The organism is Afipia sp. GW822-FHT04G07 (assembly GCF_058800765.1).
Window position 1 is genome coordinate 2,145,853 of record NZ_JBXAMP010000001.1, and the last position, 12,291, is coordinate 2,158,143.

General features: G+C 62.5%; 10 protein-coding genes and 1 pseudogene. 5 read left to right on the forward strand and 6 right to left on the reverse strand.

All coding sequences use genetic code 11. The annotated features are described in order from the left end of the window. Positions 1–24 precede the first annotated feature (24 nt). The 3 genes and pseudogenes from AC1RKJ_RS10550 to AC1RKJ_RS10560 all read right to left on the reverse strand — a co-directional run. Positions 25–138, reverse strand: a pseudogene (locus tag AC1RKJ_RS10550) (VOC family protein); the annotation flags it as partial. Then, the gene (locus AC1RKJ_RS10555) at positions 139–435 is read right to left on the reverse strand and encodes a copper-binding protein (RefSeq protein WP_492790908.1); all 297 of its coding nucleotides are present in this window, start codon (positions 433–435) and stop codon (positions 139–141) included. Positions 436–524: 89 nt separating this feature from the next. Further along, positions 525–1,514 (reverse strand): Bug family tripartite tricarboxylate transporter substrate binding protein, encoded by a 990-nt coding sequence (locus AC1RKJ_RS10560; RefSeq protein ID WP_492790909.1) that lies wholly within the window; start codon positions 1,512–1,514, stop codon positions 525–527. A gap of 213 nt (positions 1,515–1,727) precedes the next feature. Between AC1RKJ_RS10560 and AC1RKJ_RS10565 the strand changes: the two genes are divergently transcribed. The 5 genes from AC1RKJ_RS10565 to AC1RKJ_RS10585 all read left to right on the forward strand — a co-directional run bounded on the left by AC1RKJ_RS10565 (position 1,728) and on the right by AC1RKJ_RS10585 (position 9,400). Then, the gene (locus AC1RKJ_RS10565; protein ID WP_492790910.1) at positions 1,728–3,554 is read left to right on the forward strand and encodes a glucan ABC transporter ATP-binding protein/ permease; all 1,827 of its coding nucleotides are present in this window, start codon (positions 1,728–1,730) and stop codon (positions 3,552–3,554) included. Between the two features lie 208 nt (positions 3,555–3,762). Then, on the forward strand, positions 3,763–5,262 hold the full coding sequence (locus AC1RKJ_RS10570) for a D-alanyl-D-alanine carboxypeptidase family protein (RefSeq protein WP_492790911.1): 1,500 nt from the start codon (positions 3,763–3,765) through the stop codon (positions 5,260–5,262). Between the two features lie 219 nt (positions 5,263–5,481). Then, positions 5,482–7,179, forward strand: coding sequence for a long-chain fatty acid--CoA ligase (locus AC1RKJ_RS10575; RefSeq protein ID WP_492790912.1), 1,698 nt, complete (start codon positions 5,482–5,484; stop codon positions 7,177–7,179). Positions 7,180–7,370: 191 nt separating this feature from the next. After that, positions 7,371–7,922: a DUF924 family protein gene (locus AC1RKJ_RS10580; RefSeq protein ID WP_492790913.1), complete on the forward strand. Its 552-nt coding sequence runs from the start codon at positions 7,371–7,373 to the stop codon at positions 7,920–7,922. Positions 7,923–8,029: 107 nt separating this feature from the next. Then, a complete protein-coding gene (locus AC1RKJ_RS10585; RefSeq protein WP_492790914.1) occupies positions 8,030–9,400 on the forward strand; it encodes an oligosaccharide flippase family protein in 1,371 nt (456 codons plus the stop codon). Positions 9,401–9,446: 46 nt separating this feature from the next. On the opposite strand, the gene AC1RKJ_RS10590 is transcribed toward AC1RKJ_RS10585, so the two are convergent. From AC1RKJ_RS10590 to AC1RKJ_RS10600, 3 genes are all read right to left on the reverse strand, one after another. Beyond that, positions 9,447–10,235 carry a 3-hydroxybutyrate dehydrogenase gene (locus AC1RKJ_RS10590; protein ID WP_492790915.1) on the reverse strand — a complete coding sequence of 263 codons (789 nt, stop codon included), beginning with the start codon at positions 10,233–10,235 and terminating at the stop codon, positions 9,447–9,449. A gap of 13 nt (positions 10,236–10,248) precedes the next feature. Then, on the reverse strand, positions 10,249–11,427 hold the full coding sequence (locus tag AC1RKJ_RS10595) for a DUF3734 domain-containing protein (protein WP_492790916.1): 1,179 nt from the start codon (positions 11,425–11,427) through the stop codon (positions 10,249–10,251). 277 nt (positions 11,428–11,704) lie between these two features. Next, the gene (locus AC1RKJ_RS10600; RefSeq protein WP_492790917.1) at positions 11,705–12,214 is read right to left on the reverse strand and encodes a CAP domain-containing protein; all 510 of its coding nucleotides are present in this window, start codon (positions 12,212–12,214) and stop codon (positions 11,705–11,707) included. Between the last annotated feature and the right edge of the window lie 77 nt (positions 12,215–12,291).

Below are 12,291 nucleotides of genomic sequence, written 5' to 3' on the forward strand. Positions count from 1 at the left end.
ACGCTTGAGACCGACAAAGAATCATCAGCCGCGCCGGGCCTTCTCGATCGCGGCGACGTCGATTTTCCTCATCTCCATCATCGCGTTAAACGCGCGCTTTGCTTCATCGCCGCCGGCAGCCACCGCGTCGACGAAGATCTACTGTTTCTGAAGTTTCGTGACTGTTCTCACCCCACCCATCTCCGTGATGGAAAAGGTGACCTTGTCGCCAACATGCACGGTATCCAGCGACGCGCGATCTTGTGCTTTAAGCCCTTCTGCGGCGCCGCCGGTATTCGCTCCAACAGTCTCGCTTTGCTCCTGTTGAATCACGATCGTGCCATTGATCCGGTTAATTTGGGTCACCGTTCCTTTAAGGGCTTGTTGGGCCAAAGCTGCCGAGCTGATGATGGTGAACGCCGCAGCACCAGCCAAAACGATTTTTGCGGTTTTCATGGCAGTCTCCGGTTTTTGGAACATGCATGACAAGCCACGGCGGTCCGGTTGGTTCCTCCGTGCGCCTCGCTGCCGCGGCCACTCGTTATCTAGACCGGCTCCAGGCCGAGCGACTTCGCACTCTCCAGCCAGACCGGCAATTCGCGCTGATACAGCGCATTGGTTTCCTTGAATCCAAGCGCCGGTTCCAGCACGAATGTCGCGAGAACTTCCTTCACTTTCGGATCGCTGTTCGCCGCCACGCAGAGTTGCGCCAGCCGGTCGACGATCGGCTGCGGCGTCTTCTTCGGCAAGGCCCATCCGGTGAAGCCGCTCACGGTGAAGAACTTCGACGTCGCTCCCTGTTCGGGCAGCGTCTTGACGTTCGGGAGCGCATCGACCTTCTTGGAATGCACCGCGAACACAGTGCCGCGATCGCTTTGCAGCACGGGTTGCGCGGCCGTGTAGCTGCCCATCGCGACATCAAGCGTGCCTTCCAGCAGTCCCGTCCACATCGGCGCTTCGCCACGGTAGTGGACCGGCTCGATGTTGAGGCCGTACTGCTTGTTGAGTTCATTGATCGTCATGTGCGGAGCAGAGCCCGCGCTGTAGGTACCGAAATTCACCTTGCCGCTCTTGCGCGCGAAAGCGACGAAATCATCCAGCGTCTTGACGCCGGACTTCAGGCTCGCGACCAGCAGCAGCCCCGCGCCGGGAATGATGCTGACAAGCGTCAGGTCCTTGTCCATGTCGTAGCCGGGGGTTTTCATCATCACCCTGTTCATCACGTAGGTTGTCGAGATGGAACAGATGATGGTGTGGCCGTCCGGCTCCGCGCGCGCGACCTCCGCCGTGCCGATCGAACCGGCCGCGCCCGCCTTGTTTTCGATGACGACGGTCTGCCCCACTTGCTTGGAAATGAACTCGCCGAAGGCGCGCGCGAGGAGATCCGTCTGCCCGCCCGCCGGATAACTGCAAACCATCCGGATTTGCCGCGACGGCCACGCGGCTTGCGCCGACGCCCCGCGCAGGAGAAAGGGTGTCGCGGCAGCGGCCGTACCGGTGGCGATGAAGTGACGGCGATTCAATTTGTTTGACATCGTTCCCTCCCTCAATTTTCCACGAGGCTATCTCATCGCCCCGCTTCCGCCAGTGCGGCAAGCGAGACAGATTGGCGCAACGTGAACGGCATTTTCGGCGAATGCGCGCAAAATCAAGGAGGTGCATAACGCCGTCCGTCGGCCTGTATTCGCCGGTCGTCCCCGGTTAGGATGCATGTCCCTTCGCTGAAGTCAGACCTGTAAGGCCGTCCCTTGATCCGTCTTTATGTCCGCGTTCTCGAATTGCTCGGCAAGGAAGCCCGGCTCGGCTGGCTTCTCGCGGGAGCCAATCTTCTGCTGGCCGTCGCGCAGTTCGCGGAGCCGGTTCTGTTCGGACGTATCATCGATGTCCTCTCCGGCACGGTGAACCCCGCGGCAGCCGCGTTCGCGACGGCTGTCGGCGCGGCACCCAACTCGCCCTGGCCGCTGCTTGGCGCCTGGGTTGCCTTCGGGCTCTTCACGATCGTGATCAGCGCCTATGTCGCATTGCAGGCCGACCGGCTGGCGCACCGGCAACGTCAGGCGGTTCTCACCGGTTACTTCGAACACATCATGCAGCTGCCGCTGACATTCCACACCGGCACCCATTCCGGCCGCCTGATGAAGGTGATGCTGCAAGGCACGGACGCGCTGTGGCGGCTGTGGCTGAGTTTCTTCCGCGAACATTTCGCGTCCATCGTCTCTCTCGTCGTGCTGCTGCCGCTGTCGCTCTACATCAACTGGCGGCTGGCGATCCTGCTGTTCATTCTCTGCGTGGTCTTCACGGTGCTGACCACGCTTGTGGTGCGCAAGACCTACACCCTGCAGGAGCAGGTCGAAAACTATTACGGCGACCTCGCCGCGCGCGCGTCGGACGCACTTGGCAACGTGGCCCTCGTGCAAAGTTTCGTTCGCGTCGACGCCGAGGTGCAAGGCCTGCGCGGAATCGCCAACAACCTGCTGTCGGCGCAGCTTCCGGTGCTGTCATGGTGGGCGCTCGTGGTCGTGATGACCCGCGCCTCCACCACCATCACCATCCTTGCGATCTTCGTGGTCGGCATCATCCTGCACGGACAGGGACAGGCGAGCGTCGGCGAGATCGTGATGTTCGTGAGCTTCGCGACCATGCTGATCCAGAAGCTTGAACAGGTCGTGAGCTTCATCAACAGCGTGTTCATGGAAGCGCCGCGGCTGCGGGAATTTTTCGACGTGCTCGATGCCGTCCCGGCGGTGCGCGACATGCCGAACGCCATCGACCCCGGCCGCCTGCAGGGCCTCGTGGAATTCAACGACGTCTCGTTTTCCTATGACGGCAAGCGGCCCGCGGTCGAGGACGTCTCGTTCACGGCGCTGCCGGGGCAGACCTTCGCGCTGGTCGGCGAAACCGGCGCGGGCAAATCCACCGCCATCGCGCTGCTGCATCGCGCGTTCGATCCTCAATCGGGCATCATCAAGATCGACGGCATGGACGTGCGCGGCATGACGCTCGCGGCGTTGCGCCGGAACATCGGCGTGGTGTTTCAGGAAGCGCTGCTGTTCAACCGCTCCATCGCGGAGAACCTGCGCGTCGGCAAGCCGGACGCCACCGACGAAGAGTTGCGCGCGGCCGCAGAAGGCGCGCAGGCGCTCGACTTCATCGAGCGCGCCGATCTCAAGTTCGACACCAACGCCGGCGAGCGCGGGCGCATGTTGTCCGGCGGCGAGCGGCAGCGGCTGTCCATCGCGCGCGCGCTCCTGAAAAATCCGCCGATCCTGATCCTCGATGAAGCCACCAGCGCGCTCGACGCGGTTACCGAGGCGAAGGTGAACGCCGCTCTCGATACTGTGATGAAGGGCCGCACCACCTTCGTGATCGCCCACCGGCTGTCCACCATCCGCAACGCCACCAAGATTCTTGTCTTCAACAACGGCAAGGTGATCGAGAGTGGAACTTTCGATGAACTCGTCGAAAGAGGCGGCTATTTCGCCAGCCTGGCGAGGGCGCAGTTCATGGTTCAGGAAACCGCCCGCGCTGAATCACCCGGGCCGGCGGCAACTGTTGCCGCGAAGAGCGGAAGTTAACTGGCGGAAGTGTGGGTATCGCCGAATTTTGGCCCATTTCATGCTTGATTGAGCTGCCAACCCCCTGTTCCGAAGCGGGTCCTTCGGTATAAGTATTGATCCATCGCTTTATCCGATTTGGGCGACGTAGACCGTTCTCAAACCGTACCGTCGAGGAGGCCATGTTTTCATTCGCCGCTGGCCTGCTGTCAGACATCGGAAACGGATAGTGGCATCGCTTCCCGCCCCGTTCCGGATCCTCGTGCTGCGATTGCTCGCCGCCGTTGCGGCGATGATGATTGTGGCCGCCGCGCCGCGCGCCGCGCAGGCGGAAGCGCTGCTGCTAATCGAAGCCGACACCGGCAAGGTTCTTCAGGCGGAGAACGCGACCTATCCCTGGTATCCGGCGTCGGTCACCAAGATCATGACGGCCTATGTCGCGCTGAAAGCCGTGAAGGAAGGGCGCATGACGCTCGACTCGCTGCTGACGGTGTCACCCACCGCCGCGGCGCAGTCGCCTTCGAAAATGGGCTTCAAGCCCGGCACGCAGGTCACCCTCGATAACGCGCTCAAGATGATGATGGTGAAATCCGCCAACGACATCGCCGTCGTGATCGCGGAAGGCGTTGGCGGATCGATCGACGGTTTCTCCGCCGAGATGAACAAGAACGCGCAGCGCCTCGGTATGACGCAGACGAGCTACGTCAACCCCAACGGCCTGCCTGCCGAAGGACAGATCACCTCGGCGCGCGATCTCGGCATTCTGGCGCGCGCGATCCTTCGCGATTTTCCCGAATACGAATATTTCATGCACATCCCGGCCATCAAGTTCGGACGCCGCGTGACGGTGAACTACAACAAGCTGATCGGCCGCTATCCGGGCGCGGACGGCATGAAGACCGGCTTCATCTGCGCGTCGGGCTTCAACCTTGTCGCCACCGCGACGCGCAACAACAAGCGCCTGATCGCCGTCGTGCTCGGCGCGCAATCCTCCGCGCAACGCGCGGTCCGCGCCGCCCAGCTGCTCGAGCGCGGCTTCGGCAGCAACAAGCTCTCATGGCTCAAGCCATCGCTCGGCACGGTCAATGCGCTGGCGCCGATCGACGCCTCGCCGCCGAATTTGCGCGACGAGATGTGCGGACCGAAACGCAAGCGGCCGGCCGCCGAGGATGAAGACGACGATGTCAGCATCAGCGCGGACAACAGCGACTCGGGCAGCATGCAGATGTTCGCAGCCGGATTGCAGCCGCCCAACATGAAGGCGTCCGAGATGCTGGCGCAGCCGGCGATAGCCGCCACGCCCGTGATCGTCTACACCGGTCCGGCGCGGACGGGTGCTGCCGTTCTCGAGGCCGATGCCGCCGAAACCGCGGCTCAGGCGGCGAACGTCGCCAAGCGGAAGAAGACCGCCAAGCCGAAAGTCGCGGCCAAGCCGGCCGGGGAAGACGCGAAGTCCGACAAGAAGCCGGACCCGAAATCCGCAGCCAAGCCCGACGCCAAACTTGACGCGAAGCCAAAGGCGGCGGCCAGGCCGGCTCCGAAAGCCGACGCCAAGCAGGCCGCGGCGGTGAAGCCCGAGACGGCCAAGCCTGCTGCTGCAAAGCCAGCAGCCGCGAAGCCTGCGGCGAAACCCGCAGCGGCCAAACCGGCGGCAGCGCCTCCAAAAGATGCAGCCAAGGGCGCTAAACCCGCGGACCAGCAGAAATCCGCCGCCGCGCCCCGCGGTTAATTCGTCCCGTTACATCACCCGGCTGATTGTGCTTTGCGGAATCCGCAGGGGCCGACGACCGCAAGCCCGCATACAAAGCCTCTAAAGTGCGTCGTTACCACGCACAGGCTTGCTATGGCCCATGGCTTCGCTCAATACTTATTTCAATACTTGAGAACATCAACCGAGCACCCCGCCAAAAGACGGGGGCCGTGAGGAAACAGCTGAGGGGAATTTGCCATGGAACGTATCTGGCTCAAGCAATATCCGGCCGGGGTGCCCGCGGACATCGACGTCAATCAATATCCGTCGCTGGTCGAACTGCTCGAGGAGAGCTTCAAGAAATTCGCCGACCGCAAATCGTTCATCTGCATGGACAAGTCGATCACCTACGGCGAACTCGACGAGATGTCAGCCGCGATCGGCGCGTATCTGCAAAGCAAGGGCCTGAAGAAGGGCGCGCGCGTCGCCATCATGATGCCGAACGTCTTACAGAACCCGGTGGCCTCCGCCGCGATCCTGCGCGCCGGCTTCACCGTGGTGAATGTCAACCCGCTCTACACCCCGCGCGAGCTTGAGCACCAGCTCAAGGATTCCGGCGCCGAGGCGATCATCCTGCTGGAGAATTTCGCGAGCACTCTTGAGAAGGTGATCGCCAAGACCAACGTCAAGCACGTCATCATGGGATCGATGGGCGACCTGCTCGGCTTCAAGGGCGTGATCGTCAATTTCGTGGTGCGCAAGGTCAAGAAGATGGTGCCGGCGTTCTCCATTCCGGGCGCCGTGCCGTTCAACGACGCGCTGGCGGCGGGACGCAAGCTGAAGCTGAGCAAGCCGACGCTGACCGGCGACGATATCGCGTTCCTGCAATATACCGGCGGCACCACCGGCGTCTCGAAAGGCGCGACGCTGCTCCACCGCAACATTCTCGCCAACGTCTTGCAGAACGACGCGTGGCTGCAACCCGCGCTGAAGAAGCCGCCGCATGTCGAGCAGCTCTTTATCGTTTGCGCGCTGCCGCTCTATCATATCTTCGCGCTGACCGCGTGCTTCCTGCTCGCGGTGCGCGCCGGCGGCGTGAACCTGCTGATCCCGAACCCGCGCGACATGGCGGGCTTCGTCAAGGAACTGTCGAAGTATCAGGTCAACAGCTTCCCGGCGGTCAACACGCTCTACAACGGCCTGCTCAACACGCCGGGCTTCGACAAGCTCGACTTCTCCAAGCTCAAGAGCTGCTTCGGCGGCGGCATGGCGGTGCAGAAGCCGGTGGCCGACAAGTGGACTGCCGTCACCGGCGTTGCGCTGTCGGAAGGTTACGGCCTGTCCGAAACCTCGCCGACGCTGACCTGCAATCCGGCGGACACCGACAAGTTCTCGGGCTCGATCGGCATTCCGGTGCCGTCGACCTGGCTCTCGATCCGCGACGACGACGGCAACGAAGTGCCGCTCGGCGAGCCCGGCGAAATCTGCGCCAAGGGTCCGCAGGTGATGGCGGGCTACTGGAACAGGCCGGAAGAAACCGCGAAGGTGATGACCGCCGACGGTTATTTCCGCACCGGCGACATCGGCATCATGTCGGCGGACGGCTACACCAAGATCGTGGACCGCAAGAAGGACATGATCCTGGTCTCCGGCTTCAACGTCTATCCGAACGAAGTCGAGGAAGTGATCGCGAGCCATCCGGGCGTGCTCGAATGTGCCGTGATCGGCGTCCCGGATGCAAAGTCGACCGAAGCCGTGAAGGCCTTCGTGGTGAAGAAGGACCCCAACCTCACCGCGCAGGACATCATCAAGTTCGCCTCGACCGAACTGACGGGCTACAAGGTGCCGAAGCACGTCGAGTTCAGGACCGATCTGCCGAAGACCAACGTCGGCAAGATTCTCCGCCGCGAACTGCGCGACGAGAAGCCGAAGGCGGCCGCCGCTGCGGCGAGCTGATCGAACTGTCGTAGCAATACAATTCATGGTCGTCCCCGCGAAAGCGGGGACCCATACTCCCTGGACCATCGATCTTGTTGTGATCGAGGGCCGACTCCTTTTCTTCGTCATCACTGCGCCCTGTGGTTATGGGTCCCCGCTTTCGCGGGGACGACGCAGACGGTTCAGTCCGACCAACTGCGATGTTATACATGACCGACACCCTTCCCTCCCCCACCGACATTCTCGATTTCTGGCGCAAGGCCGGACCTGACCGCTGGTACAAAAAAGACGACGCATTCGATCAGGAATTGCGCGACCGTTTCATGGCGGCGTGGGAATCCGCGCGCGACGGCAAGCTCGGCGCGTGGCAGGACACCGACGATGGCGCTCTGGCGCTGGTGATCGTGCTCGACCAGTTTCCCCGCAACATGTTCCGCAACGATCCGCGCGCGTTTTCGACGGACGCTCTCGCCCGCAAGGTCGCGAGCCGGGCCATTGCCGAAGGCCGCGACCGGCGCATCGATCCTGCGTTAGGTGCGTTTCTTTATCTGCCGTTCGAACATTCCGAAGAAATGGCGGATCAGGAGCGGAGCCTCGCGCTGTTCAGGCAACTCGGCGACGAGAACAATCTGAACTACGCCATCACCCACGCCGACATCATCCGCAAGTTCGGCCGCTTTCCTCATCGCAATGCCGTGCTGGGGCGAGCCACGACGCCGGAGGAAGCCGCGTTCCTGAAGGACGGCGGGTTTGCAGGGTAAGTGAATCTCCCTCTCCCCGTTTACGGGGCGAGGTCACAACCACCAAATCTTAACGAATCCTTGCTAAGGCGCATCCAGCCGCATGAAGCGGAATCTGGATCGAACCCGTGGCCGTCATGGAAGCTGAGAGCGCGTCTGAAGCGAAGCCCACGGGGCTGGTCGCGCGACTGCGCGAAGTCCTGACCGGCACCTCCGAAGCCTCGCTGACCAAGCGGCTGGCCGGCACCGTTTTCATCATCCGCGTCGTGAGCGCAGGCCTCGCGTATTTCTCTCAGGTGCTGCTCGCCCGTTGGATGGGCGGATCGGATTACGGCATCTACGTCTATGTCTGGACCTGGGTGCTGCTGCTCGGCAGCGTGCTGGACTTCGGCATCGCCGTCTCAGCGCAAAAAATCATCCCCGAATATCGCGCCGACGGACAGCTCTCGATGCTGCGCGGCTTTCTGTCGGGAAGCCGCTGGGTGACCTTCGCCGCATCGACCGCGATTGCGTTGCTGCTCGCGGGGCTCGTGACCATCCTGTCGCCGTGGATCGATGCCCGCACGATGCTGCCGCTCTATATCGGCTGTCTCACCCTGCCCGCCTTCGTGGTCGCCAACACGCAGGACGGCCTCGCGCGCTCCCACGACTGGATGCGGCTCGGCCTGATGCCGCAATTCATCGTGCGGCAGACGCTTATCATCGGCTTCACCGCAGGCGCGGTGGTGCTCGGCCTAAATCTCGGCGCGACGGCCGCGATGATCGCCAGCGCCGCGGCGGTCTGGATCGCCATGATCGGCCAGATGATCGTGCTCAACCGCCGGCTCAATGCCAGCGTCGCGCCCGGCCCGAAGACCTACGATTTCCGGAGCTGGCTGAAAGTCTCGTTGCCCATCATGATGGTGGAAGGTTTCTATCTGCTGCTGTCCTACACCGACGTGCTGGTGCTGCAACAGTTCCGGTCATCGGAAGAAGTCGGCGTGTACTTCGCCGTGGTGAAGACGCTCGCGCTGGTGTCGTTCATCCATTACGCGATGTCGGCGACGACCGCGCACCGGTTTAGCGAGTATCACGCCTCCGGCGACAAGGAGCGCCTGGCTGCCTACATCGCCCACGCGATCAAGTGGACGTTCTGGCCGTCGGTCGCAGCTACCGCCGTTCTGCTCGCCATGGGCAAGCCGCTGCTCTGGCTGTTCGGGCCGCAGTTCACGTCAGGTTATGGAATCATGTTCGTCGCGGCGATCGGTTTGATCGTGCGCTCCGCCATCGGCCCGGTGGAGCGGCTGCTCAACATGCTGGGTCACCAGAACATGTGCGCGCTGGCCTATGCGCTGGCGTTTGTCGTCAACCTCGTGCTGTGCGTGCTGCTGGTGCCGCGCTTCGGGGGCTACGGCGCCGCCGCCGCCACCTCCGTGGCATTGATCTTCGAGACCATCCTGCTGTTCTGGATCACCCGCAAGCGTCTCGGGTTTCACGTGCTGGCGTTCGGGAAGCGCTGACTTCACCTCTCCCCGCCTGCGGGGAGAGGTAAAGAAGAACAACCGGCTATTCCGCCGTCCAGCCGCCGTCGATCGAGAGGTTCGCGCCGGTGATCTGCGCGGCATTGTCACCGCACAAAAACAGCGCCAGCGCCGCCACCTGCTCGACGGTCACGAACTCCTTGGTGGGCTGCGCATCGAGCATCACGTCGTTGATGACCTGTTCCTTGGTCAGCCCGCGCGTCTTCATGGTGTCGGGGATCTGCTTCTCCACCAGCGGCGTCCAGACATAGCCGGGCGAGATGCAGTTGGCGGTGATCTTATGGGTGGCAAGCTCCAGCGCCACCGTCTTGGTCAGGCCCGCGATGCCGTGCTTGGCGGAGACATAAGCCGACTTGAACGGCGACGCGACCAGCGAATGCGCCGACGCGGTATTGATGATGCGGCCCCAGCCGCGCTTCTTCATGCCCGGCACCGCGGCGCGAATGCTGTGAAACGCCGACGACAGGTTGATCGCGATGATCATGTTCCATTTGTCGATCGGGAATTCCTCGACCGGCGAGACGAACTGCACACCGGCATTGTTGACGAGAATGTCCACCGAACCGTAGGTCTTTTCGCCAAGCGCGATCATCTCGGCAATTTCCTCGGGCTTGGTCATGTCGGCGGGTGAATGCACCGCCTTAACGCCAAAGTCCTTCTCGATGGCCAAACGCTCTTTCTCGATGTCGGCTGGCGCGCCGAAGCCGTTGATGACGATGTTCGCGCCCGCGCCCGCGAACGCCCGCGCATAGGCGAGGCCGATACCGCTGGTCGAACCCGTCACAACTGCCGTCTTGCCGGAAAGAGTACCCATTATTCGCTCCTGTTTACCGTTTGATGTATTGCGACCCGCTTTCACACAGGTCGTAGGTGACCATGGTTTCATCGGACTGCGGCCGGTTCAGCCATTCCGGATGAGTCATGGACGCATAGACGTCGCGCTCGCCCGCAGCCCAGTGCTCGACCATCCCGAGCCGCGAGAAGTCGTAATCCTTCGACGAGGCTTCGTGGGTCTTGCTGCGATAGATCAGATGCACGACCGTGACCGTGTTTTCCTTCGCCGCTTCATTCAGCGTCGCGACCAGCGGATCGCCCTTGAAGCTGTCCGGCAGCTTGGCGATCAGTTCGCGCACGGCCTTCTTCGCGTCGTGAACCTTCTTGGCCTTGTCGGTGTTCATGCGGGTGCGGCTGGAATAGCGGATGTCTTTTTCGCGCTCCGCCGCCTCCAGAAGGGTGGCCGGCAAATCGCCCCGCGCGCTGAACAGATCGATCTGGAAGATCAGCAGATCGCGTCTGGTTTCGGCATCCAGCACATAGTCCAGCGGCGTATTCGACGCCACGCCGCCGTCCCAGTAATGCTCGCCCTCGATCTCGACAGACGGGAATCCCGGCGGCAGCGCCCCGGAAGCCATGATGTGCTCGGGGCCGATCTTCTTGCCGAGCTTCTTGAACTCGACATTGTCGAAATAGCGGAAGTTGCCGCTGGTGACGCCGACCGCACCGACGCTGAGGCGCACCTTCGCGTCGTTGATCATGTCGAAGTCCACCAGCCGCTCCAGCGTCGCGCGCAGCGGGGACGTGTCGTAATAGCTCTGCGACTGCGGGCTGCCCGCCGGCCAGACCGGCGCGGGCGGAAAGCGCGGCGTGAAAAATCCCGGCACACCGAAGGTCGCGATCAGCGCGGCACTGGTCTCGTTGAACAGCGACCGCGCGTGATCGCCCTGCACCAGCGGAGCCCACGGCATCGGCGAGCCCGACGACACCGTCTCCCAGAATTCCTTGAGTTTGCCGATCCGCTTTTCCCGCGGATTGCCGGCGATGATCGCGGCATTGATCGCGCCGATGGAAATTCCCGCGATCCATTCGGGCTCGAAATCATGATGGCACAGCGCCTGATAGGCCCCGGCCTGATAGGAGCCGAGCGCGCCGCCGCCCTGCAGCACCAGCACGCGCTGCGCCTGCGCCGGGATCGAGGTGGTCTGTCTGTCGGGGGAAAGCTGATCCATACGCCATCACGGGAGCTAGTGTCCCGTATCCGAGGTTCGCTTCGCTTTGCGGCGCTCTCCGAGCGAACCTCGGATACGAAAGGACACTATCAAATTATGATTCTAGTGATCCTTTGGTTCTGACATTCGTAAAAGTGCCCGCGAAGGATACAATACGAATGTCAGAACCGGATCACTAGCATCGCGTGTTGCGATGCGATGGCACGGTGGCCTCAGTTCGCAGCCGCGTCAATTGGCCAAAACGAGGGGAATGTCACAGAAGGTTTATCTTGGCCGCTTATCGCGCGTCCGGCGCGGCGAGGATCAGCGTCCAAAACACCTTGTATTTGGTATTCGGGGCGTAGGTCGCGGCGATGCCTATTTTTGTGACACCGCTCGCCAGCATGTTGGCCTTGTGGGGCGGTGAGTCCCGCCAGCCCGAAAAGGCCTCGGCTAGGGTGTGATAACCGGCGGAGACGTTTTCCACGGCCTTGGTGGCGTCGAACCCGGATGCCTTGATCCGCTTGTCGAGGGTGCCCGCCACGTTGTGATCGAGCTTGTTGCGGCTGGCCATGGCCTGCGACTGCGATTCCGCCGCCTTCATCAGCAACGGGTCGACCTGGACCGCGCCGAGGCCGTTGTTCTGCCGGTAGCCGGAAATCATGGACGCCGCCGTGGCGGGATCGAGTTTCGCACCGGCGCTGGCCATGCTGACATAGAACGCCGGCTGCTCGGTGGACGTGTCACCGCCCGTTCCGCAGCCACTCAGGATCGTCAGCGCCAGAATGGCGATAGCCGCGCGTATCATGATCGATGCCCCCACCCGTCGGTCGGCGTTTGTTGCACACCAACAGTGGCTGAAAGGTGAACGCGGCGTTGATTAGG